This is a genomic window from Streptomyces sp. NPDC040405, assembly GCF_055595765.1.
This window is the reverse complement of sequence record NZ_JBVIVI010000007.1, coordinates 464,450-488,043: the sequence shown is the minus strand read 5'-3', so window position 1 is coordinate 488,043 and position 23,594 is coordinate 464,450. Positions and strand designations below refer to the sequence as shown.

Here is a 23,594-nt window from a genome sequence, read left to right as displayed (position 1 = left end):
TGCCGTCGATCGCGCCTGACGAAGGAGCCCGACATGGCCACTCACGCGGGTGGAGTCCACCCGGGAACCGCCCCCCGCACCTACGGCGGGGTAAGCGGACGTCTCGTCTTCGGTGCCGTCATGATGCTCTTCGGTGGTCTGATGACCCTGGCCCAGGGCGTCGCGGCCGTACGGACCGACAAGGTGTTCGTGTCCACCCCGAACTACATCTTCAGCTACGACCTCAACGGGTGGGGCTGGATCCATATGATCCTCGGCATCGTCCTGGTGATCACCGGCCTGGCGACGTTCACCGGAGCGATGTGGGCCCGGGTCGTGGGCGTGGTGATCGCGGGACTCGCGCTGATCGCCAACTTCCTGTGGCTGCCGTACACCCCGCTGTGGGCGACGGTGCTGATGCTCATCGACGCGTTCGTGATCTGGGCCCTGTGCACCGGGGGCCAGGGCACGGAGCCGGGGATGTCCAGGGCTGAATCCAGGGGCGGCGGCTCAATGGGCGGCGGCACCAGGGGCGACGACTACTCCAGGGGCGGCGGCACCAGGGGCGACGACTACTCCAGGGGCGACGACGCTAGGGGCGGCGGTCAGGGTCCCGAGCCCCGGGGCGGACCGGGTCCCGAAGCCCGATGACGACCAGGGCGGTGTCATCGGCGGCCCGGCCGCCGGTGACACCGAGATCGGCCAGCAGCGCGTCCGCCATCGGCTCGGGGTCGAGACCGCGGTGGCGCGCGAGGCTGTCGGCCAGTCTGCCGAGGCCCACGTCGATGTCCTCGTCGCGGCGCTCGATGAGCCCGTCGGTGTAGAGCACGAGCGTGTCCCCCGGCTCGTACGCCACTTTCGCCTGCGGCCGCCGGACATGCTCGGGCCGGGCGCCCAGCGGCGGATCGGTGGCCCGGTCCAGCAGTTCCACGGCCCCCTCGCCGTGCAGCAGCAGGGGCGGCGGATGGCCCGCGCAGCTGTACGCGATGGCGTGCGCCGCCGGGTCGATGACGGCCTCCACGGCGGTGGCGGCCAGCGCCCCGTCGACGAAGCGCGAGTACAGCCCCAGCACCTCCAGCGCCCGGGCCGGTCCGCTGACCACCCGGGTCGCCGCCGACAGCGCGCTGCGCAGCTGCCCCATGACGCAGGCCGCCTCCAGCCCCTGGCCCACCACGTCCCCCACGGCGACCGCGATCCGGCCGTCCGCCAGATCGGTCAGCTCGTACCAGTCGCCGCACACATTGAGCGAGCCCACGGCCGGCCGGTAGCGCACGGCGGCGTACGGATGCTCCCCGGGCGGGCTCGTGGGCAGCATGGAGCGCTGGAGCACCAGCGCGGTCTCCCGCTCCCTGGCGTGCGCCTTCCGCAGCCGCTCGTTGACCTCCTGCAGCTCCCGGGCGCGGATGTAGAGGTCCGCGTCCATGGTGTCGGTCCCGACGGCCCGGGCGGCCGACTCCGCGCCCCGCCCCGTCAGCCGCCGCTCGCGGCCCCGCACGAACGCCGTCACGTCCTCGACGCGGTGGACCAGCAGCACGACCGAGCCGTCGGGGCCGAGCACCGGGGTGTTGATCTGGCTCCAGTACCGCTCCTCGAACCCGCCCTCGGCAGCGGGAACCGGTATGTCGTACCGCTGGAGCGCCATCGCGTCGCGCTCCCCGGTCAGCAGCACCCGGCGCAGCGAGGCGTCCAGATTGCGGGTGGCCGAGGCGTCCGGGTCGGCGGGGTTGTCGGGGAACGCGTCGAAGACGTACCGGCCGACCAGATGCTCGCGCACCCGCCGGGTGACCGTCAGATACGCCTCGTTGACGGCGACGATCATCAAGCCGGGGTCCAGGACCAGCATCGGGCTGGGAACGGCCTCGAAGAGCGCTGCGTAGTCGATCTGCTGTCCCGTGGCCCGCTCCCTGCCTCGACCCCACCGCCCCCTTTGTGACCATTGTGCCAATCTCTTGTGTTTTCGCCGCCCCGGACCCCGGAACGCGTGCGGCCCGGCGGCGGCGGAGGCACGCTGGAGCCATGCTGCTGGCCGATGTCGCACGCACCTCCCGGCAGGTCGCGGCCACCTCCGCCCGCTCGGAGAAGACCGCCGCACTGGCCGGGCTGTTCCGCCGCACCGAACCCGCCGAGGCGGCCGTGGTGATCACCTACCTCGCGGGGAAGCTGCCGCAGCGCCGCACCGGCGTCGGCTGGTCCACCCTGCGGCAGCGGCACGCGCCCGCCGCCGCCCCGCGGCTCGCCGTCCTCGACGTGGACCGCGCGCTGAGCCGGATCGCGGCCGTCTCCGGCACCGGCGCCGGGGCGGAGCGCAAACGCCTCGTCGGCGCGCTGATGGCCGATGCCACCGAGGACGAGCAGCGCTTCCTGCTCGGACTCATCGGCGGGGAGCTGCGCCAGGGCGCGCTGGAGGCGCTGGCCGTGGAGGGGCTGGCGCAGGCGGTCGGCGCCCCGCCCGCAGAGGTGCGCCGGGCGGTGATGCTCGGCGGTTCGCTGGGCGCGGTCGCCGAGGCGCTGCTCACGCGCGGCCCGGCCGCGCTGGCCGACTTCCGGCTGGAGGTGGGGCGGCCGGTGCTGCCGATGCTCGCGCAGAGCGCGGCGGACCTGGACGAGGCCATGGACCGGCTCGGCCCGTGCGTGATCGAGGAGAAGCTGGACGGCATCCGGGTCCAGGTGCACCGCGACGGGGACGACGTACGCGTCTACACCCGCACCCTGGACGAGATCACCGACCGGCTGCCCGAGGTCGTGGCGGCGGCCCGCGAGCTCGCGGTGCGGCGGGCCGTCCTCGACGGCGAGGTGATCTCGCTGGACGAGGCGGGCCGGCCCCGGCCGTTCCAGGAGACTTCGGCCCGGGTCGGCTCCCGCCTCGACGTCGCCGGGGCGTCCGCCGCGCTGCCGCTGTCCCCCGTCTTCTTCGACCTGCTCACCGTGGACGACCGCGATCTGCTCGCGCTGCCGACCCGCGAGCGCCACACCGAACTGGCCCGGGTGGCCCCCGCGCCCCGCCGGGTGCGGCAGCTGGTCGCCGAGGACCCGGCGGACCCGGAGATCCGGCGGGCGGCCCGCGCGTTCGCCGCCGACGTGCTGGCCCGGGGCCACGAGGGCGTGCTCGCCAAGGGTCTTGAGGCCCCGTACGGGGCGGGGCGGCGCGGGGCGTCCTGGCTGAAGGTCAAGCCGGTGCACACGCTGGACCTGGTGGTGCTGGCCGCGGAGTGGGGGCACGGCCGCCGCACCGGGAAGCTGTCCAACCTCCACCTGGGCGCCCGGCGCCCCGACGGCACGTTCCTGATGCTCGGCAAGACCTTCAAGGGGCTGACCGACGCGCTGCTGGAGTGGCAGACGGACGCGCTGCTGTCCCTCGCGGTCAGCGACGACGGCTGGGTGGTGCGGGTACGGCCCGAGCTGGTGGTGGAGGTGGCCTTCGACGGCCTCCAGCGCTCCTCCCGCTACCCGGCGGGCGTCACCCTGCGGTTCGCCCGGGTGCTGCGCTACCGGGAGGACAAACCGGCGGACCAGGCGGACACGGTCGAAACGGTGCTGGCGCTGCGGAGGCCGTGACCGGGCGGGCACAGGCGGGCGGGGGACAATGTGCGCTGCCCCGCCCCGATTCGAGAGGCCCCGCGTGGAGACGACAGTCGCGACGGACCGCGCCGCCGCGCGCGGGACCGGCCGCCAGGCCGCCGCCCGCGCGGCCGCCCGCCGCCTCGTGCGGCTGCCCGGCGGGGGCCGGGCGCGCCGGGTGATGGCCTGGTGCGCGCTGGCGGCGCTGGCCGTGGTGAGCGCCGTGCTGGGCTGCCGGGCCGTGGACGCCGACGGCATCACGCCCGTACCGCAGCTGCTGGCCTTCCTGCCCTGGCTGCTCGTCCCCGCCCTGCTGGGGCTGCTGTTCAGCGTGGCCGCGCGCTGGCCGCTGGGCTGCGGCTGGGCGCTGCTGGCCGCCGCGGCGACCGGCTGGTTCATCCAGCCCTACGACCCCGGCCCGGCGCCCGCGCCGCACGGCCCGGTGGTGGCACGGCTGCGGGTGCTCACCGCGAACCTGGAGTTCGGCCAGGCCACGGACGGGCTGCTGGCCGCGCTGCGCCGGGAGCGGCCGGACGTGGTGTCCGTCCAGGAGTGCGACACGGCATGCGCGGACGCGCTCGGCTCGGCGGCCGTCCGCAGGGCGTATCCGTACCGGGACATCGTCACCGGCAGCCCCGCCGAGGGCTCGGCGATCCTCAGCACCCATCCGCTGGAGCGGGACCGGGGCGTGGACGGCGAGCTGTCGATGCCGGGCGCGGTCGCGCGGATCGCGGGCGTCAGGTTACGGCTCCAGGTCGCCCACCCGATGCCGCCGATGCCTGGGCAGCTGGGCGTGTGGCGCACCGAACTGGGGCGGCTGCGCGCGTACGCGGCCGGGCGCGGCGACGAACCCACGCTGATCGCGGGCGACTTCAACGCGACCCAGGACCACGCCGCCTTCCGGGCCCTGCTGGACACCGGGATGCGGGACAGCGCACGGGCCGCCGGGGTGTCCCGGACGCCGAGCTGGCCGAGCACCACGACCCCGGTGCTGGGCGCGCAGATCGACCATGTCCTGGTCAGCGACGCCCTGCGGCCGCGCACCGCGCGCTTCCTGGACCTGCGGAACACCGACCACCGGGGGCTGCTGGTCGACCTCGACCTGCACGCGCCCTAGAGGCCCTCGCCCGGGTCCTGCGCGGTGGCCAGCTCGAACGGGTCCTGGGCCGGGCCCTCCCCGGGCCCGTACCGCTCGCGCCGCCACCGCTCCTTCTCCACCTCCAGCGCGTTCCACAGCAGATTGAGCGGATGCCCGGCGTCGTACTCCGCGCGCTCGCCGCGGCGGGTGAAGGCGCCGAGCAGCACCTCCAGCTTCGGCCCGGTGTCATGGACCAATTCGACGCCGCGCAGCCCGCGGGCGTACGCCGCCTGCGGATCGCCCGCCGCGTCCGCGACGCTCTCGGTGACCAGCATGCAGCCGCGCACCACCCCGGAACGCAGCAGCTCCAGGCCGTAGTTGACGTTGTCGATCTCGGCGGCGATGCGCAGGCTGTCGCGGTAACCGGCGCCGAACCAGGTGTGCAGCACCCCGGCCATCACGCCGCTGGCCGACACCACCAGCGGAAGCGTGGCCAGTTCACCGCGCTCGACGGCCGGTCCGGGAAGTTCGTCCACCGGCAGATTGGTCACCAGCGACACCGCGCTGCGCCGCCACTCCATCACGTCGAAGGCGTCGAGTTCGCGGCAGATTTCGCTGCCGGTCACCACACTTCCGCACACCAGATCGATTTCCTTGGCGCGCAGTTTGGCCAGGACGTCCCGGGTCCGCACATGGCCGACCCTGAGGTCGATCCCGCGTTCCCGGAATTCCTCGGCGACCCGCTCCCGGGCGCTCGCGAGATAACCGAGAGTAAAGCGCGTGGTGCCCACGATCAGGCTCCGGCCGAGGCGCCGGCGGGAGCCGTGGATGCCGTCCAGCCAGTCGCCGAGCGTTCCCCGGGCCAATTCGACGAGGGCCGCCCCCGTGCCGGTGAACAGCACATCCTTGCCGCGCCCCTGCTTGAGCACCAGCGGCTCGCCGCACAGCTCGGAGAAGTTGCGGTTCATGGTGTCGAGCTGCTTTTGCACGCTGGCCTGTTCCCGCCCGAGCGCGCGGGCGGCGCCCAGCGCCGTACCGGTCTCATGGACCACGACCAGCGTGCGGAGCTGATCCATCGTGGTGTCCATGAGCGCGAGCGGACTGTCCAGCAATCCGGACCTCGTCATGATTGTTTTCCCTCCCCGTTTCCCTCGCTCCCCGCCAAGGGCTCCCGAGTTTACGCAGCCACCTCCCGGTAACCCCGGCGGATATGCGCGGGATACGCACCAAGCCGCCCATTCCGGAGAATGCCTCCGCCCCCTTTCCGGAATGGGCGCGCCGCAACCGACAAACGACCCCTGGGCCCATGCGGGCACCAGGGGTCGTCTTCCGGAATCCGGTGGGCGGCGCCGTCGGCTAGGCGTCGGCGCCGATGTCGCCGCCGTCGCGCCGCCAGACGCTGATCACCGACGGACGCACCAGCGTGCCCGGGCCCTCCGGCCACGTGGACGCGGGCTTCTCCACGCTCGCCCCGTCCAGCTCGCCCGGATGCTGCACCGCCACCAGCACCCGGCGGTCCTGCACGATCGGGCCGCAGGTCTCGGCGCCGTTCGGGACGGTCAGGAACTGCCGCACCTCACCGCGTCGGCCGCCCGCCGTCGCCACCCCGAACAGCCCGTCGTGGTTGCCCAGGGCGTTGCCGTCGGTGGAGATCCACAGGTTGCCGAACGCGTCGAAGGTGAGGTTGTCCGGACAGGAGATCGGGCTGACCTGGTCCTTCGGGAAGCCGCCGAAGTAGCTGCTCGGGTCCTCCGGGTCGCCGCACACCAGGAACAGCCGCCAGTTGAAGCGGGTGGAGCCCGGGTTGTTCCGGCGCTCGGTCAGCTCCAGGATCTGGCCGTGCTTGTTGCCGTTGCGCGGGTTGGCCTCGTCGACCGCGGCCTTGCCGTCCTTGCCCCGGTCGGTGTTGTTGGTCAGCGCGATGTAGACCCGGCCGGTGCGCGGGCTCGGCTCGACGTCCTCGGGGCGGTCCATCTTCGTCGCGCCCACCTTGTCGGCGGCGATCCGCGTGAAGACGTACACCTCCTCGGCCGTCATCCCGTCCACGTGCGAGGTGTCGCCGGTCGCCAGCGGGATCCACTCGCCGGAGCCGTCGAACTCCCCGTCCTCGGGCAGCTTCCCGGAGCCGTCGATCTCCTTCGCCGGGCTGTCGCCGGTGAACTTGGCGACGTACAGCGTGCCCTCGTCCAGCAGCGTGCGGTTGTGCTCACGGGCAGTGCGGCTGCTGCCCTTCATCATGCGCTTGGCCGAGACGAACTTGTAGAAGTAGTCGAACTTCTCGTCGTCGCCCATGTACAGCACCGGGCGGCCGTCGGTCGTCAGCCGCGGCTCGGCGGCCTCGTGCTTGAAGCGGCCCAGCGCGGTCAGCTTCCGCGGGGTGGAGTCGGGGTCGAACGGGTCCACCTCGATCACCCAGCCGAACCGGTTCGGCTCGTTGGGCTCCTTCGCCACGTCGAAGCGGTCGTCGTAACGCTCCCACTTGCGCTCGGACGCGCCCGCCTCGAAGCCGTAACGCTTCAGGCGCGCCTTCGCGGTCGCGTCGGGTGCCTGGTCGCCGTTGGCGAAGTACTGGTTGAAGTTCTCCTCGCCCGACAGGACCGTGCCCCACGGGGTGATGCCGCCGCCGCAGTTGTTCAGCGTGCCCAGGATGCGCTTGCCGGACGGGTCCGCCGACGTCCGCAGCAGCTTGCTGCCCGCCGCCGGGCCCGTCACCTCGAACGGCGTCGTCCCCGTGATCCGCCGGTTGAGGCGGTGCCGGGATACGGCCGTCAGCTTGCCGATCCGCCGCTGCTCCTCCGCGACGACCACCGAGATCCCGTGCGCCGCCCAGCCGATCTCGGCCTGCTCGCGGGTGGGGTTGTCCGCGTCGTACCCCGCGAACATCAACACCTCGTCGGTGTACTCGTGGTTGACCACCAGCAGCTGCCGGTCCCGCTCCTGCGGTACGTCCAGCACGGCCATGTAGTCGTTGTTGTAGCCGAACTGACCGGCCTGCGCCTTCGCCGACTGGTTGTCCGGATCGAAGGCGGGCGCGCCGCGCAGGATCGGGTCGCCCCAGCGGATGACGAGGTTCTGGTCATGTCCCTCGGGGATGACCACCGTGTCCTTCGTGTTCGGCGCGACCGGCGAAAAGCGCAGCCCGCGGGCGGGCTTGCCCGACGTGCCCGACGCGGTCGCCCCGCCCGACGCGGCGGCGGCCCGGGGCGCCTGCCCCACCGCCACCGCCCCGGTCGCGGCCGCCACCGTCACCACGGCGCTCGCCCGCAGCAGGGAACGGCGCGACACGGCGCGCGCGATGACGTCCCCGACGTAGGCGTTGTCACTCGTGTTCGGTGTCTCGTGGAAACATGCGTCGCCACAGCGGTACCGGCAGGTCAGTGCGGAACGACCGCCCGGATGCGAGCTGATGAGCGGCAGGAGCTTGGGCACGACTTCCCCTCCGTTGGACGTCACGTCGTGGCGGCCCCCGCCGACATGACGTCGGAATCCTTTGGCGGCGAAGCTAGGCGTGTAGAACCGCACGACGACGACCGCACCATGAACCGAAGGTGAACGACCGGCGACCGGAATCGGCGGCCGGAACCAGCCGGTGGGCCCGCTAGCCTTTCGGCACCACGGTCATGCGACGTCATGTACCGCACTCGAACACGTGAGAGGTATCTCCCATGGGCATACGGGACCTACTGCGCAAAGTATTCGGACGCTCCCGAACAACCCGGGTGGACGATTCCGCTGCGCCGGAGGAGGCAGTTGTCCCGGACCCCCAGCCCGAGTCGGCCCCCGACCCGGCTGAGTCGGCACCCGAGCCGAAGCCCGACCCGACTCCGGCTGCCGCTCCGGCTGCCGAAGAGCAATCGCACGACCCGGCGCTGGCCGAGCCCCTGAAGACCCTGGACGAGATCCTGGGCTCCCCCGCCGACCCCACCAGCCCAACCGCTGCGCCCACAGCGGAAGCCGAGGCCAAGCCCGAGCCCACGGCCGCGCCCGCGTCGGCAGACGGCGACGCCGCCACCCCGGCAGCAGAAACGGCCACCAAGGCCGAGCCGGTGGCGGCCGAGACCCCCAAGGACGAGCCCGCCCCGGCAGACGACGCACCGAAGCCGGTCGCCGAGGACGCCTCGGCGGCCGCCGAGGCCGAGCCGGTGGCGAAGGCCGAGCCCGCCCAGGCGGACACCGCGCCGGAGCAGGCGGAGGCAACTCCCGCCGCCGAGGATGAGGCAGCCGACGCCGGACCGGAGCCGACGGCCGAGGACGCCCCGGCGGACGACGCCAAGGCCGAGCCGGTGGCGAAGGCCGAAGAGGAGCCCGCCGCGACCGCTGAGGCGGAGACCGAGCCCGAGGTGGCCACGCCCGTCGCGGACGCGACCGCCACCCCGGCCGACGTCACGACCGACACCGCGCCAGAGGCAGCCGAGGCCGCCACGGACAAGCCCACCCCGGCGCCCGCCGCACCGGAGCAGGCGGAGGCAACCGACGCCGCGTCGGAGCCGGTCGCCGAGGACGCCCCGGCAAGCGACACCAAGGCCGAGGCGGCAGCCGAGACCGAGCCGGTGGCCAAGGCCGAAGAGGAGCCCGCCGCGACCGCTGAGGCGGAGACCGAGCCCGCGACCGAGGTGGCCACGCCCGTCGCGGACGCGACCGCCACCCCGGCCGACGTCACGAGCGACACCGCGCCAGAGGCAGCCGAGGCCGCCACGGACAAGCCCACCCCGGCGCCCGCCGCACCGGAGCAGGCGGAGGCAACCCCGGTCACCGAGGACGCCCCGGCAAGCGACACCAAGGCCGAGGCGGCTGTCGATCCCGAGCCCGAGGTGGCCACGCCCGTCGCGGACGCGACCGCCACCCCGGCCGACGTCACGGCCGACACCGCGCCGAAGGCAGCCGTGGCCGACAGCGAGACCGAGACCGCGCCCGAGCCCACGGCAGGCGCGCTCGCCGGGGCGGGGGCGGCCGCGGCCGCGGCGCTGGCGGGGCACAAGCTCGGCGGCACTCGCGCCGTCGTCTACCTCGTCCTCGACCGCTCCGGCTCGATGCGGAACTACTTCAAGGACGGCACCGTCCAGCACTTCGCCGAGCAGACGCTCGCCCTCTCGGCGAGCGTCAACGACAGCGGCACGCTGCCCATCGTGTTCTTCTCGACGGACATCGACGGCACCGCCGAGATCGGTCTGGACGACTACAGCGGCCGGGTCGAGGAGCTGCACGCCTCGCTCGGGCACATGGGGCGGACGAACTACCACCGGGCGATCGAAGCGGTGATCGAGCACTACAAGGCGTCCGGCAGCACCGACCCGGCGCTCGTGGTGTTCCAGACGGACGGCGCGCCCACCGGCAAGGCGGCGGCCGAGAAGGCGCTGTGCGAGGCGGCGGGGCTGCCGCTGTTCTGGCAGTTCGTCGGGTTCGGCGATCCCGAGGCGAAGGGGTTCGACTTCCTCCGTAAGCTCGGCACCTCACCGGCCCTCGCCGTGCCGGAGAAGCGGGCGCTCGACAACGCGGCGTTCTTCCACGCCGGACTGGACCCCCGGTCCCTGTCCGACGCGGAGGTGTACGAGGAGCTGCTGAAGGCGTTCCCGGCGTGGGTCGAGGCGGCCCGGGCCGCGGGCGTACTCGCGTAGGGCAGCGGCACACACGGAACGAGGGCCATCCGCGAGGCGAAACGCCGCGCGGGTGGCCCTCGCCGCTCCGATACGATATGGGCGGCTCGTAAAGGCGGCTGCCACCCGCCCAGCGGACCAAAAGTCACCCACCGTATCGACTTGGGAGCAGCCTGCAATGGCTCGACACCTCATCACCAGCGCCCTTCCGTACATCAACGGGATCAAGCACCTGGGCAACATGGTGGGGTCCATGCTCCCGGCCGACGTCCATGCGCGGTACATGCGCCAGCGCGGCCACGACGTGCTGTACATCTGCGCGACGGACGAGCACGGCACCCCGGCCGAGCTGGCCGCCAAGGAGGCGGGGCTGCCGGTGGACGTGTTCTGCGCGCAGCAGCACGAGGCGCAGAAGGCGATCTACGACGGTTTCGGCCTGGCCTTCGACTACTTCGGCCGCAGCTCGTCCGAGCAGAACGTCGAGATCACGCAGCGGATCGCGCGCGAGCTGAAGGCGAACGGCTTCATCGAGGAGCGGTCGATCCGGCAGGTGTACTCCATCGCCGACGGCCGTTTCCTGCCCGACCGCTACATCGAGGGCACCTGCCCGCACTGCGGTTACGACAAGGCCCGCGGCGACCAGTGCGAGAACTGCACCCGGGTGCTGGACCCGACCGATCTGATCGACGCCCGCTCCGCGATCAGCGGCAGCAGCGATCTGGAGATCCGGGAGACCAAGCACCTCTTCCTGCTCCAGTCCAAGCTGGCCGACGAGGTCGGCGCCTGGGTCGAGGAGCACGGGAAGCAGTGGCCGACGCTGGCGTCCTCGATCGCCCGCAAGTGGCTGACGGAGGGCCTCCAGGACCGCGCGATCACCCGCGACCTGGACTGGGGCGTTCCGGTCCCCTCCGACACCTGGCCGGAGCTGGCGGCCGAGGGCAAGGTCTTCTACGTATGGTTCGACGCCCCGATCGAGTACATCGGCGCGACGAAGGAGTGGGCGGACCGGGACCCGGAGAACCGCGACTGGAAGTCGTGGTGGTACGACGTGGACACCACCGTCCGCTACACCGAGTTCATGGCGAAGGACAACGTCCCGTTCCACACGGTGATGTTCCCGGCCACGCTGCTCGGCACCCGGGACGTCTGGAAGAAGGTCGACGTCGTCAAGGCGTTCAACTGGCTGACGTACTACGGCGGCAAGTTCTCCACGTCGCAGAAGCGCGGGGTGTTCACGGACGCCGCGCTGGAGGTGCTGCCCGCCGACTACTGGCGCTACTTCCTGATGGCGAACGCGCCCGAGTCCGACGACACGTCGTTCACCTGGGAGCACTTCACCGCCACGGTCAACAAGGACCTGGCGGACACCCTCGGCAACTTCGTCAACCGGGTGCTGTCGTTCTCCCGTAAGCGGTTCGGCGACGAGGTCCCCGCGGGTAAGGCCGCGGGGGAGGCGGAGGAGCGCCTCGGCGAGGAGATCGCGCGGCTGCTGGCGGAGTACGAGGAGTACATGGACACGCTCCAGTTCCGCAAGGCGGCGGCGGCGCTGCGGGCCCTGTGGAGCGCGGGCAACTCCTACCTGGAGGAGAAGGCCCCCTGGCTGGAGATCAAGGCCGACCAGGAAGCGGCGGCGCTGACGCTCCGCACGGCGATGAACCTGATCCACCTCTACTCAATCGTCTCCGAGCCGTTCATCCCGGCGTCGGCGTCGGCCATGCGGTCGGCCTTCGCGCTGGAGGGGGACACCGCGCGCTGGGTCGGCCAGGAGGAGGCCAGGGCGCTGGCCTCGGTCCCGGCGGGCACGGGCTTCACGGTGCCGCCGGTGCTCTTCGCGAAGATCACCGAGGAGGACCTGGAGTCCTACCGGGAGCGCTTCGGCGGCACGGAGGAGCCGGTGGCGGCCGAGGAGCCCACGGAGCCCAAGGCGAAGTAGCGGGCGGACCGACGGCGGCGTCGATCGTTCGGCAAGCGTACGTTTAGCCCGCTCGATGACTCTGTGGAGGCAACGTCCACGGGGAAGTCGAGGAGCCCAGTGCCGGACCCAAGTGTCACGGTGTCGGTCCACGGCCCCGATCCGCTCGCGCGGGCCGGGGTCGTCCGGCATCTGGATCAGCAGCCGAGCGTCGAGCTGACGCATCAGACCGGCACGGTGGCCGTCATGCTCGCCGAACGCCTCGACGCCCGCGTCGGGGCCGAGCTGCGCGACCTGGTGCGGGGCGGCCGTCAGCGGGTGGTGCTGGTCGCGGGCGAGCTGCGCGAGGCGGAGCTGCTGACGGTGATGGAGTACGGGGTACGGGCGGTGCTGTGGCAGCACCGGACCACGCCCAGGCGGCTGCTGCGCGCGGTGCACCGGGCCGCCCGCGCGGAGCGGGGCGAGCCGTGCGGCGTGGACCGGCGGCTGACCGACCTGTTCCCGCGCTGACCCGCGGACGAGCCGCGGACGACCCGCTGACGGCCCGCTGACGGCCCGCTGACGACCCGCGTACGACCCCGCTCGACCGGAAACCGGGTGCCCCCGGAGAGCCCCCCACGAGCTCCCCGGGGGCGGCCGTCACATCCCGGTGCCGTCGTTCGTCGCGTCGGGGTCGACGCCGAGGGTCAGCGAGCCGACGACCCCCTTGGCGATCTTCCCCTTGCGGTACTGGAGCTTCAGCAGACCGCCCTCGGCCCCGTTGCCGGGGTAGATGGTGTCGTCGTCGAGGGTGGTGCGCGGAGTGGTGCTGGTGCTGTACGGCGCCACCTCGGCGGAGTCGAGCACGGCCTCCTCGGCGAAGAAGAGCTGCCCGGTGTGGCAGGCGTGGCCGCCCTCGTAGCCGGAGTCGGTCATCTTGCCGCCCACGTGCACCTTGGTGTGGATGTGCACGCACCGGCCCCGGTACCAGCCGGGGAAGACGGTGGTGAACTCCACGAAGCCGTGCCGGTCGGTGAGCTGGGTGCCGCGCAGATACCGCTTGTCGTCGGTCGGGTCCTGGTGACCGCCACCGCCGCCGGGCGGCCCTCCGGTCGGCGTACCGGTGGGAGTGTCCGTGGGAGTGCCGGTGGGCGGGGCGCCGGTCGGCGGGGTGCCGCCGCCGCTGCTGGAGTCCTCGTAGCCGGAGTAGAGCCCGAGCGCGTCGCAGTGCCAGATGTCGACGGCCGCTTTCGCCAGCGGTTTACAGGTCTCGGAGTCGATCAGCTTGAGCCGGAGGGTCATCGGGATGCCCGCCTTGCCCTCCGTGATGTTCTTTCTGATCTTGTCGGCGTCGATGTAGTACGGGCCCTCGGTGGTCTCCGAGGTGAGCTTGTAGCAGACCTCCTTGGACGGGGAGGAGGCCGACGCCGAGGGGGAGGCGGAGGTGGAGCCGTCGGGGGAGGCCGAGGCGGTGGTGGCGGCGACGGTGCCCAAACCGGCTGCCGCGACCGCGGCGCCGCCCGCCACGACGACCCGGCGCCTCGTCATGTCCCGCTCGTTCACGGGGGTGTTCTTCTGGGGTTCGGTCATGGCAGGGGACGCTAGGGCCGCAACCTGGCAAGCGCATGGGTGCTTGCTGTGAATGACTGTGCGAACGGCGTCAACGCGCCAATCTCACCCGGGCGTCAGCGCGCCAGCGAGCCCGCGTCCCCCATCACCACGACCGGATGGCGCGCGGGATCGAGGGTCCGCAGCAGCTTCCGCATGTGCGCCTTGGAGAGGCTGATGCAGCCCTGGGTGGGCCCGTCGTGGTCGACGTGGAACCAGATGCCGCCGCCCCGGTCCTCGCCCAGCGGCCGGGTCCAGTCGCGCGGGGAGGTGCCGGCCTGCCGGTTGTAGTTGATCGCCACCACGTAGTCGAACGCCCCGGCCAATGGCTCGCCCTCGGCACCGGTGCCGGTGATGGTGAAGCCCTGGACGGCGTGGTCGTACGTCAGCCGGGTGCCCGGATCGGGCAGCCGCCCGCCCCCGTCGGTCAGCGGGAAGACGCCGACCGGGGAGCGGAGATCGCCCTGCCGGTGGTGGTCGGTCCAGCCGCGGGCGGCGTTGTGCGCCTTCCAGGAGGGTCCGGCCCGCCAGGCGGGGCCGCCATCGGCGTCGCCCTCCCGGTCGCCGGTCTTCCCGTCCGCCGCGGAGCGCTCGTAGAGCACGGCGGTGGACCGGGACGCGTCACGGCCGCTGCCGGTGACGACGACCACCTGCTCGGCGTCCCGGGGCACCTCGGCGCGGGTGCGCGGGCCGAGCCCGGGCAGATCGCCCGCCCGCTCGGCGGGGGCGGGCCGCCCGGCGGGGCTCTGCGTGCCGCCGGGCGCGCCCACCGCGCCGGAGCGGCCCGCGGAGCCCTTGGCGTCCGCGGTGCCCTTGGTGTCCGTGGCGTGCTTACGGGACCCGTCCCCGGGCCCCGCGCACCCTGCGAGCACCGCGATGAGCAGTGCCGTGGTCACGGCCGGAATCCGTACCCTCACTGTGTCCTCCACCCCTGGGAACGCACCGGGCACGGACTCCTCTCGCTTCCGCGCCGTTACTCGGCGTTCTTCCCCTCAACCGGCTTCTCAGCCTTCTCAGCCTTCTCGGCCTGCTTGATCTGCGGCTTGCGCACCGACAGGTGCAGCTCGCGCAGCCGGGACTCGTCCACCTCACTGGGCGCGCCCATCAGCAGGTCCTGGGCGTTGCCGTTGAGCGGGAAGGAGATGGTCTCGCGGATGTTCGGCTCGTCGGCGAGCAGCATGACGATGCGGTCGACGCCGGGGGCGATCCCGCCGTGCGGCGGCGCCCCGAAGTGGAACGCCCGCAGCATGCCGCCGAATTCCCGCTCGACGTCGTCCCGGGAGTATCCGGCGATCTCGAACGCCTTGAACATCACGTCCGGCTCGTGGTTCCGGATGGCGCCGGACGACAGCTCGGTGCCGTTGCAGACGATGTCGTACTGCCACGCGAGGATGTCCAGCGGGTCCTGGTTCTCCAGCGCGTCCAGGCCGCCCTGCGGCATGGAGAACGGGTTGTGGGAGAACTCGATCTCGCCGGTGTCCTCGTTCCGCTCGAACATCGGGAAGTCCACGATCCAGCAGAACCGGAAGACGTTCTCCTCGAAGTGGCCGGTCCGCTTGGCGGCCTCGACCCGCACCGCGCCCATGATCTTGGAGACCTCGTCGAAGTCGCCCGCGCCGAAGAAGACCGACGTGCCGGGCTTGCCCTCGACCTCGGCGATCAGCTTCTCGACATCCTCGTCGGTGAGGAACTTCGCGATCGGCCCGGTGAGCTTCCCGTCCTCACCGATCCGGACCCAGGCCAGCCCCTTGGCGCCCTGGAGCGTCGCGAACTCGCCCATCTGGTCGAAGAACTTGCGCGGCTGCTCGGCGGTGTCCGGCACGGCCAGCGCGCGCACGTGCTTGTCGGCGAACGCCTTGAAGCCGGAGCCCGCGAAGACGTGGCTGACGTCGACCAGTTCGAGCTTGGCCCGCAGGTCCGGCTTGTCGGAGCCGTACTTCAGCATGGCCTGGCGGAACGGGATCCGCGGGAACGGCGAGGTGACGTGGCGGCCGTTGCCGAACTCCTCGAACAGCTCGGTCATCACCTTCTCGATGACCTCGAAGACGTCCTCCTGCTCGACGAAGCTCATCTCGACGTCGAGCTGGTAGAACTCGCCCGGCGAGCGGTCGGCGCGGGCGTCCTCGTCGCGGAAGCAGGGCGCGATCTGGAAGTAGCGGTCGAAGCCCGCGATCATCAGCAGCTGCTTGAACTGCTGCGGGGCCTGCGGCAGGGCGTAGAACCGGCCCGCGTGCAGCCGGGACGGGACCAGGAAGTCGCGCGCGCCCTCGGGGGAGGTGGCGGACAGGATCGGGGTCGCCATCTCGTTGAAGCCCTGCGCGGTCATCTTCTGCCGGATCGCGGAGATCACCGCGGAGCGCAGCATGATGTTGCGGTGCATCCGCTCCCGGCGCAGGTCCAGGAAGCGGTGCTCGAGGCGGCGCTCCTCGCCCACCCCGTCCTCCGGGAAGACGGTGAAGGGCAGCGGGTCGGCCGCGCCGAGCACCTCGACGTCGGCGACCTCGACCTCGATCTCGCCGGTCGGCAGCTCGGGGTTGACGTTGTCGGCGCCGCGGGCGATCACCCGGCCGTCGATGCGGACGACGCTCTCCTTGGAGATCGAGCCGAGCTTCTCGTTGGCCGCGGTGTCGGGCCGGACGACCAGCTGCACCAGGCCGTAGTGGTCGCGCAGATCGATGAAGAGGATGCCGCCCAGGTTCCGTCGATTGTGCAGCCAGCCGGAGAGCCGTACGTCGGTGTCGACGTCAGCGGCGCGGAGCTCGCCACAAGTGTGGGACCGGTACCGATGCATCATTCATCCAAGTCGTCTGGTCGGGAGTATTGCGTACCCTCGTTAAGCTTCCGGCCAAGCCTACCGGCGCCGTGACCCTCACTGGTAAGCGCGCGGAAAATGCCCATAAGGTAGCGCAATGCGCACCGAGGACCTGCTGGCCGCCATAGCGACCGGCCTGTGGCGGTGGGACAGCGTCTCGGGCGCCGTCTCCTACGACGCCGAAGCGGCCCGGCTGGTGGGCCTGCCCGCCGAGGCGGTCACGCTCCCCGAGGCCGCCGCCCGGGCCTGCTTCCACCCGGCGGACTGGCTGGAGGTCAAGGCCATCGTGGAGCTGGCGGTGGCCGAGGGCACCCTCGCCGAGACCCGGCTGCGCATCGTGGACGAGAAGGGCACGGTCCTGCGGACCGTGCGCACCCGGTCCCGGCCCGTCCCCCGCACCGACGGCGTGGACGGCTTCCATCTGCTCGGCACGCTCCAGGAGGTCGCCGAGCCGCTGCCCGGCACCAGCGCGGGCGGCACCCCGGTCACCGGCGACTGGCGGCGCAACCGCGAGGCGTTCCTGCTGGACGCGGGGCGGGCGCTGGCCGAGGCGATGTCCACCGCCGAGGTGCTGCGGGTGGCCGCGGGGCTGTCGATGCCCGGTTTCTCGCCGGACGGGCTCACCGTCTTCGGCGTCAAGGGTGACCGGATCTCGCTCATCGGCCACCACGGGCACCGGGCGGACACTGAGCACCCCTTCTCCGAGATGCCGGTGGACACCGAGTACCCGGCGGCCGAGGTGGTCCGTACCGGCCGGGCGGTCTACCTGCCCTCTCCGCACGAGTACCGCGGCCGGTTCCCGGCGGCCTGGCACCGGACGCGGCCCCTCGGCCGCCGCTCCTGGGCCTTTCTGCCGCTGATCGTCGCGGGCCGCACCATCGGCGCGTGGATGGCCGGTTTCGCGCACCCTGTCGCCTTCTCGCCCGACGAGCGCTCCGTCCTCACCACGATCGCGCGGATGCTGGCCCAGGCGCTGTCCCGGGCGGCCCTCCAGGAGACCGAGCGCGAGCTGTCGGACGGCCTCCAGCGCTCGATGCTGCCCGCTGCCAAGCCCGACATCCCGGGGCTCACGGTGGCCGCGCGCTATGTGCCGACCGGCGGCGGGCTCCAGGTCGGCGGCGACTGGTACGACGTGATAGCGCTGCCCTCGGGGCGCACCGCCCTGGTGATCGGCGACGTCCAGGGGCATGACGTCCGGGCCGCCGGGATCATGGGGCAGCTGCGGATCGCGGTCCGGGCGTACGCCTCCGAGGGCCACCACCCGGACGCGGTGCTCGCCCGCGCCTCCCGCTTCCTGTGCGGGCTCACGGACCCCGGCGGGGACGGGGGAGACGATCCGCGGTTCGCGACCTGTCTGTACATGGAGGTGGACCCGGTCGCGGGCACCCTGGACATCGCCCGCGCGGGCCATCCGGACCCGGCGGTCCGGCTGGCCGACGGCACGATGATGATCCGCCCCACCGCGGGCGGGCTGCCGCTGGGCGTCGACCCGGAGGGCGACTACCCCACCACCCGGGTCGTGCTGGACCCCGGCGAGACGCTGCTGATGTGCACCGACGGGCTGATCGAGACCGGCGGCCACGATCTGGACACCGGCTGGGACCGGATCCGGTCGGTCTTCGAGCACCCGGCCACCGCGACCGACGGCCCCCACGATCTGGAAGCGCTCGCCGAGACCCTGGTGCAGGCCGTGCACGGGCCGCCCTCGCACCACACCACCGGTCCGCTGGCCGACCGCCGTGAGGACGACATAGCGCTGCTGCTGATCCGCCGGGACGCGGAGGTGTGCCTGGTCGGACCCGGTTCGGCGCCAGTGCGGCGTACCGCGATCACACTCGCCCAGGCCGAGCCGGAGCGGATAGCGGGCGCCCGCCGCCAGCTGCGCGACATGCTGCACGACTGGGCGGACCCGGACCAGGTGGAGTCGGCGGTGCTGCTGCTCTCCGAGATGGTCACCAACGTCCTGGTGCACACCGACGGGGACGCCCTGCTGGTCGCCGAGGTCAGCGGGCGGCGCGGCACCCGGCGGCTGCGGCTCGACGTCGCGGACGGCAGCGACGAGCTGCCGCACCGCCGCCGCCCCGGCGAACTCGCGTCGTCGGGGCGGGGGCTGATGCTGATGGAAATGCTGGCCGACGCCTGGGGGGTCGACCCCCGCGGCGACGGCAAGTGCATCTGGTACGAGCTGCAAGAGCGCCCGCCGGAGCCGTAGCCCCGGCCCCGGGGCGCCCCACCGGCACGGGTCCCGGCTACTCGGCTTCAGCCGGTATCGTGCCGAGCTTTCCGGCGCGGAAGTCGTCGAAGGCCTGGGCCAGTTCGGCGTGGGTGTTCATCACGAACGGGCCGTAGTGCATCATCGGCTCGCGGATCGGCTGCCCGCCGAGCAGCACCACCTCGAAGTTGGGGCTGCGGGACTCCTGGGCCGCGTCCGCCCGTATCGTCAGCGCGTCACCGTCGCCGAAGACCACCGTCTGCCCGGTGCGGAAGGGCCGCGCTTCCGTGCCCGCGGTGCCGCGCCCGGCGAGCCCGTAGGCCAGCGCGTTGAAGTCGGAGCGCCACGGCAGGGTCAGCTCGGCGCCGGGGTTCAGCGAGACGTGCAGCATGGTGATCGGGGTGTGGGTGATGCCCGGCCCCTGGTGGCCGTCGATGTCGCCCGCGATCAGCCGCAGCAGCGCACCGCCGTCGGCGGAGGTGAGCAGCTTGACCTTGGCGCCACCGATGTCCTGGTAGCGCGGCGGCATCATCTTGTCCTTGCTCGGCAGGTTCACCCACAGCTGGAGCCCGTGGAAGAGGCCGCCGGACATGACCAGGGACTCCGGCGGGGCCTCGATGTGGAGCAGCCCGGCGCCCGCGGTCATCCACTGGGTGTCGCCGTCGTTGATCGTGCCGCCGCCGCCCTGCGAGTCCTGGTGCACGAAGGTGCCGTCGATCAGGTACGTGACGGTCTCGAAGCCGCGGTGGGGGTGCCAGGGGGTGCCCTTGGGCTCGCCCGGCGCGTACTCCACCTCGCCCATCTGGTCCATCATGATGAACGGGTCGAGGTGCTGGTAGTCGATCCCGGCGAACGCGCGCCGCACCGGGAATCCCTCGCCCTCGAAGCCGCTGGGCGCGGTGGAGACACCGAGCGCCGGGCGGGTGCGCGCCTCGGCGGGAGCGGCGACCCGGGGAAGGGTCAGGGGGTTTTCTACGGTCACTGCGGGCATGACGGCCTCCTCGGTCGTTCACCATTCAACTTAATTGAAGGCTGAACGACTCGCAAGGGGGACTCTATTCCGGCTCTACCGGGACACGAGGGGCCGGAAAGGCGCCCTCAGCCGGACGCCTCAGCCATACATGCGCCGCATCGCGAAGTCGACCATCTGCTCCACCGCCTTCGCGTCGAAGACCATGCGGTGCTCACCCTCCATGTCGAGGACGAAGCCGTAGCCGGTCGGCAGCAGGTCGATCACCTCGGCACCGGTGATCACGAAGTACTTGGACTCCTTGCCCGCGTACCGCCGCAGCTCCTTGAGCGAGGTGAACATCGGGATCACCGGCTGCTGGGTGTTGTGCAGCGCGAGAAAACCGGGGTTGTCCCCGCGCGGACAGTAGACCTTGGAGGTAGCGAAGATCTGCTGGAAGTCCTCTGCCGCCATGGAGCCCGTGGTGAAGGCGCGCACCGCGTCCGCGAGGGACGGCGGCGAGGGCTCGGGGTACAGCGGCTGCCCACCGTAGCCGGGACCCGGCTGTGAGTGGTGTGACGAATGCGGCTGCTGTTGCGGCGGAGGTGGTGGGGCGGCGTAACCCTGCCCTGCGCTCGCGTTCTGGTCGTAGCCGTACATGCACCGAAGCGTACTGAGTCACAGTTACCCGGTTGAGGGTTGCCCTTTATTACCCACGGGTAGCATCATGGCGGCACCGGCTGGACCGCACCGGACTGCTGATCGATACCGCGCCAAGAAGAGGTCCCCTCCTCTCCCGAGCCATACGGAGCCGTCGCCATGGGGCACTACAAGTCGAATCTCCGCGACATCGAGTTCAACCTCTTCGAGGTGCTCGGCCGCGACACGCTGTACGGCACCGGCCCGTTCGCGGAGATGGACGTCGAGACCGCCAAGAGCGTGCTCTCCGAAATATCGCGGCTCTCCGAGAACGAGCTGGCCGCCTCGTACGCCGATTCGGACCGCAACCCGCCGGTCTTCGACCCGAAGACGCACACGGCGCCGCTGCCCGAGTCGTTCAAGAAGAGCTTCCAGGCGTACATGGACGCCGAATGGTGGCGCCTCGGGGTCCCGGAGGCCCTCGGCGGCACCTCCTGCCCGCGCTCGCTGCTGTGGGCCTCGGCCGAGACGATCCTCGGCGCCAACACCCCGATCTGGATGTACGCCTCCGGCCCGTCCTTCGCGGGAGTGCTGCACGACGAGGGCACCGAGGAGCAGCTGAAGATCGCGCAGCTGATGGTGGACAAGCAGTGGGGCTCCACCATGGTGCTGACCGAGCCCGACGCGGGCTCGGACGTGGGCGCCGGGCGCGCCAAGGCCCTCCAGCAGGAGGACGGCACCTGGCACATCGAGGGCGTGAAGCGGTTCATCACCTCCGGTGAGCACGACGTCTCCGAGAACATCATCCACTTCGTGCTGGCCCGCCCCGAGGGTGCCGGGCCCGGCACCAAGGGGCTGTCCCTGTTCGTCGTCCCCAAGTACGACTTCGACTGGGACAGCGGCGAGCTGGGGGCGCGCAACGGCGTCTACGCGACGAACGTCGAGCACAAGATGGGTCTGCGCGTCTCCAACACCTGCGAGCTGACCTTCGGCGCCGACGCCCCGGCCAAGGGCTGGCTGCTGGGCGAGAAGCACGACGGCATCCGCCAGATGTTCAAGATCATCGAGTTCGCGCGGATGATGGTCGGCACGAAGGCCATGGCCACCCTCTCCACCGGCTACCTCAACGCGCTGGAGTACGCCAAGGAGCGGGTCCAGGGCCCGGACCTGGCCGCCTTCACCGACAAGGCCGCCCCGCGCGTCACCATCACCCACCACCCGGACGTGCGCCGCTCGCTCATGACGCAGAAGGCGTACGCGGAGGGCCTGCGCACGCTCGTCCTCTACACCGCCTCCGTCCAGGACGAGATCATGGTCAAGGAGGCCGCGGGCGAGGACGCCTCGGCCGAGAGCCGCCTGAACGACCTGCTGCTGCCGATCGTCAAGGGCTACGGCTCGGAGAAGGCGTACGAGCAGCTGGCGCAGTCCCTGCAGACCATCGGCGGCTCCGGCTACCTCCAGGAGTACCCGCTGGAGCAGTACATCCGGGACGCCAAGATCGACACCCTCTACGAGGGCACCACCGCCATCCAGGGCCAGGACTTCTTCTTCCGCAAGATCGTCCGGGACCAGGGCCAGGCGCTGACCGTCCTCTCCGAGGAGATCAAGAAGTTCCTGGCGGAGGCCGCCGGCGGTGAGGAGCTGGCTCCGGCCCGCGACCGGCTCGCCCAGGCCGCGGTCGACCTGGAGGGGATCGTGGGCGCCATGCTCACCGACCTCTCGGCCACCGAGCAGGACGTCAGCTCCATCTACAAGGTCGGCCTCAACGCCACCCGGCTGCTGCTCGCCTCCGGCGATGTGGTGATCGGCTACCTCCTTCTGCGCGGCGCGGCCGTGGCCGCGGAGAAGCTGGGCGGGGCCGCCGCCAAGGACGTACCGTTCTACGAAGGCAAGATCGCGGCCGCGAAGTTCTTCGCCCACGAGATCCTGCCGGGCGTCTCGGTGCAGCGCGCGCTGGCCGAGTCGGTCAGCAAGGAACTGATGGACCTGGACGAGGCAGCCTTCTAGCCTTGATCCACAGACCCGGGAGCCGGTCGCCCCTCTCCTTCACCGTGGGGCGCCCGGCTCCCGCCCTTTCCGGGCCTCCTCGCCGGGCCCTTCGTCAGGCCGCTTCGTCGGGCCCCTTGCCGGGCGGATGCTCCCGCAGGGCCCGTTCCACCTCCTCGCGCGCCTGACGCCGCAACTCCTCGCCCTGCGCCAGCAGCTCCTCGACCGTCTCCTGCCCCGCTCCGGGCGGACGCGGCCGGGCACGCAGCTTGGCCAGCAGGTCCTGGCACGCCTCGTCCTCGGAGCCGAAGCGGATGACGTCCCGCTCCACCGAGCGCTCCCACAGCCCGGTCACCCAGCCGCCGTCCGGCGCGGACCGCAGGAAGTAGTAGGCGTCCGGCTGGACTTCGATGTCCTTCACACCAGGAATGTCGTACAAAGCGTCCGGGACCTGCTCGGCGCGCAGCACCCGGACGAGTTCCGTTCTGTCCACTGCACCAGGATGCGCGGTCAGTTCAGCGGACGCAGGTTACCGGCGGATACGAGCTGCGGGATCGAAGGTCCCGTCAGATACTGCAGCCCGTTGCCCGGCTGGCCGAACCAGGGTCTGATGGGTCCCGCGTCCACCAGGAACGGCTTGGTGACCTCGTAGCGGTGATAGCCGTACGGGTACGCCGGATCGTAGGTGTTCAGGTTGCTCGGCGGCAGCGCGCGCTCCGCGTACGGGGTGCCCGCGGGGGCGAGGAAGTGGCCGAAGCCGCTGCCGAAGAGGTCGACCTTCTGACCCACCCTCAAGGAGATGGTGGTCTTGAGCGGTACGCCGTTCAGCAGGACCCAGCCGTCCGGGTACGGGTACCACCAGCCGCCGGTCTGCTCGTTCCAGTAGCACTTGAGAAACGCGGAGGCGGACAGGCTGTCCAGCCGCTCGTAGCCCTTCAGCATCTTCCCGATCGCGCCCGTGCGGGGCAGTTCGGCGGGGCCGAGCCGCCAGTCGCCCTTGTAGTACCGCTGAAAGGGCTGAGCGGGTGCGGAGTTGATCCCCCCGGTGCGGTTCGTCGTCGGACAGGGCGGGTGGCCCTTGGCACCGGCATCGGCGCCGTCCTCCGCGTCGGTGGCGTCGGGCATGGGCTTGGGCGCCGGCGCCGGGGCCGGCAGCCGTCCGGCGGGGAGCAGCCCGGCGGGGTCCGCCATGGCCGGTCCCCCGCCGCACAGCAGCAGCAGCGACCCCAGAATGACGAGGAGGTGTCGAAGAAGGCGCATCCGCTGTCCTCTTGAGTTCCGTTGGTGA

Annotated in this window: 18 protein-coding genes; 8 read left to right on the top strand and 10 right to left on the bottom strand. The window is 71.8% G+C overall.

Features of this window, described 5'->3' with window-relative positions:
- Window positions 1–33 precede the first annotated feature (33 nt).
- Window positions 34–630: a DUF7144 family membrane protein gene (locus ACZ59A_RS29030; protein WP_470964281.1), complete on the top strand. Its 597-nt coding sequence runs from the start codon at window positions 34–36 to the stop codon at window positions 628–630.
- Here ACZ59A_RS29030 and ACZ59A_RS29025 read toward each other — a convergent pair.
- Window positions 572–1,822, bottom strand: coding sequence for a PP2C family protein-serine/threonine phosphatase (locus ACZ59A_RS29025; RefSeq protein ID WP_470964278.1), 1,251 nt, complete (start codon window positions 1,820–1,822; stop codon window positions 572–574). The two genes, ACZ59A_RS29030 and ACZ59A_RS29025, sit on opposite strands and share 59 nt — an antisense overlap.
- Before the next feature lie 173 nt (window positions 1,823–1,995).
- On the opposite strand from ACZ59A_RS29025, the gene ACZ59A_RS29020 reads away from it, so the two are divergent.
- Both ACZ59A_RS29020 and ACZ59A_RS29015 read left to right on the top strand, forming a co-directional pair.
- A complete protein-coding gene (locus ACZ59A_RS29020) occupies window positions 1,996–3,534 on the top strand; it encodes an ATP-dependent DNA ligase (RefSeq protein ID WP_470964275.1) in 1,539 nt (512 codons plus the stop codon).
- 64 nt (window positions 3,535–3,598) lie between these two features.
- Window positions 3,599–4,654: an endonuclease/exonuclease/phosphatase family protein gene (locus ACZ59A_RS29015; RefSeq protein WP_470964272.1), complete on the top strand. Its 1,056-nt coding sequence runs from the start codon at window positions 3,599–3,601 to the stop codon at window positions 4,652–4,654.
- On the opposite strand, the gene ACZ59A_RS29010 is transcribed toward ACZ59A_RS29015, so the two are convergent.
- Both ACZ59A_RS29010 and ACZ59A_RS29005 read right to left on the bottom strand, forming a co-directional pair.
- Window positions 4,651–5,742 carry a LysR family transcriptional regulator gene (locus ACZ59A_RS29010; protein WP_470964269.1) on the bottom strand — a complete coding sequence of 364 codons (1,092 nt, stop codon included), beginning with the start codon at window positions 5,740–5,742 and terminating at the stop codon, window positions 4,651–4,653. The genes ACZ59A_RS29015 and ACZ59A_RS29010 overlap by 4 nt on opposite strands.
- Before the next feature lie 229 nt (window positions 5,743–5,971).
- Entirely contained in the window at window positions 5,972–8,044 is a 2,073-nt protein-coding gene (locus tag ACZ59A_RS29005) for a PhoX family protein (RefSeq protein ID WP_470964266.1), read from the bottom strand.
- 290 nt (window positions 8,045–8,334) lie between these two features.
- Here ACZ59A_RS29005 and ACZ59A_RS29000 point away from each other — a divergent pair, with 290 nt between their 5' ends.
- From ACZ59A_RS29000 to ACZ59A_RS28990, 3 genes are all read left to right on the top strand, one after another.
- Window positions 8,335–10,230 carry a VWA domain-containing protein gene (locus ACZ59A_RS29000; RefSeq protein WP_470964263.1) on the top strand — a complete coding sequence of 632 codons (1,896 nt, stop codon included), beginning with the start codon at window positions 8,335–8,337 and terminating at the stop codon, window positions 10,228–10,230.
- A gap of 157 nt (window positions 10,231–10,387) precedes the next feature.
- Window positions 10,388–12,142: a methionine--tRNA ligase gene (gene metG, locus ACZ59A_RS28995; RefSeq protein WP_470964259.1), complete on the top strand. Its 1,755-nt coding sequence runs from the start codon at window positions 10,388–10,390 to the stop codon at window positions 12,140–12,142.
- A 99-nt stretch (window positions 12,143–12,241) separates the two neighbouring features.
- Entirely contained in the window at window positions 12,242–12,631 is a 390-nt protein-coding gene (locus ACZ59A_RS28990) for a DNA-binding response regulator (RefSeq protein WP_470964256.1), read from the top strand.
- A gap of 129 nt (window positions 12,632–12,760) precedes the next feature.
- On the opposite strand, the gene ACZ59A_RS28985 is transcribed toward ACZ59A_RS28990, so the two are convergent.
- The 3 genes from ACZ59A_RS28985 to aspS form a co-directional block, all read right to left on the bottom strand.
- Window positions 12,761–13,690 carry an intradiol ring-cleavage dioxygenase gene (locus ACZ59A_RS28985; RefSeq protein WP_470964253.1) on the bottom strand — a complete coding sequence of 310 codons (930 nt, stop codon included), beginning with the start codon at window positions 13,688–13,690 and terminating at the stop codon, window positions 12,761–12,763.
- 95 nt (window positions 13,691–13,785) lie between these two features.
- Window positions 13,786–14,613 carry a L,D-transpeptidase family protein gene (locus ACZ59A_RS28980; protein ID WP_470964455.1) on the bottom strand — a complete coding sequence of 276 codons (828 nt, stop codon included), beginning with the start codon at window positions 14,611–14,613 and terminating at the stop codon, window positions 13,786–13,788.
- A 68-nt stretch (window positions 14,614–14,681) separates the two neighbouring features.
- On the bottom strand, window positions 14,682–16,499 hold the full coding sequence (aspS, locus tag ACZ59A_RS28975; RefSeq protein WP_470964452.1) for an aspartate--tRNA ligase: 1,818 nt from the start codon (window positions 16,497–16,499) through the stop codon (window positions 14,682–14,684).
- A 118-nt stretch (window positions 16,500–16,617) separates the two neighbouring features.
- Here aspS and ACZ59A_RS28970 point away from each other — a divergent pair, with 118 nt between their 5' ends.
- Window positions 16,618–18,732: an ATP-binding SpoIIE family protein phosphatase gene (locus ACZ59A_RS28970; RefSeq protein WP_470964250.1), complete on the top strand. Its 2,115-nt coding sequence runs from the start codon at window positions 16,618–16,620 to the stop codon at window positions 18,730–18,732.
- A 37-nt stretch (window positions 18,733–18,769) separates the two neighbouring features.
- Here the strand turns inward: ACZ59A_RS28970 and ACZ59A_RS28965 are convergent, their stop codons facing one another.
- Window positions 18,770–19,723, bottom strand: a complete 954-nt coding sequence (locus ACZ59A_RS28965; protein WP_470964247.1) for a pirin family protein — start codon at window positions 19,721–19,723, stop codon at window positions 18,770–18,772.
- Between the two features lie 120 nt (window positions 19,724–19,843).
- Window positions 19,844–20,341, bottom strand: a complete 498-nt coding sequence (locus ACZ59A_RS28960; protein WP_123107004.1) for an SseB family protein — start codon at window positions 20,339–20,341, stop codon at window positions 19,844–19,846.
- A 159-nt stretch (window positions 20,342–20,500) separates the two neighbouring features.
- On the opposite strand from ACZ59A_RS28960, the gene ACZ59A_RS28955 reads away from it, so the two are divergent.
- Window positions 20,501–22,327, top strand: a complete 1,827-nt coding sequence (locus tag ACZ59A_RS28955; protein ID WP_470964244.1) for an acyl-CoA dehydrogenase — start codon at window positions 20,501–20,503, stop codon at window positions 22,325–22,327.
- A 94-nt stretch (window positions 22,328–22,421) separates the two neighbouring features.
- Here the strand turns inward: ACZ59A_RS28955 and ACZ59A_RS28950 are convergent, their stop codons facing one another.
- Both ACZ59A_RS28950 and ACZ59A_RS28945 read right to left on the bottom strand, forming a co-directional pair.
- A complete protein-coding gene (locus tag ACZ59A_RS28950) occupies window positions 22,422–22,799 on the bottom strand; it encodes a hypothetical protein (RefSeq protein WP_470964241.1) in 378 nt (125 codons plus the stop codon).
- Between the two features lie 17 nt (window positions 22,800–22,816).
- Window positions 22,817–23,566, bottom strand: coding sequence for a TNT domain-containing protein (locus ACZ59A_RS28945; protein ID WP_470964238.1), 750 nt, complete (start codon window positions 23,564–23,566; stop codon window positions 22,817–22,819).
- Between the last annotated feature and the right edge of the window lie 28 nt (window positions 23,567–23,594).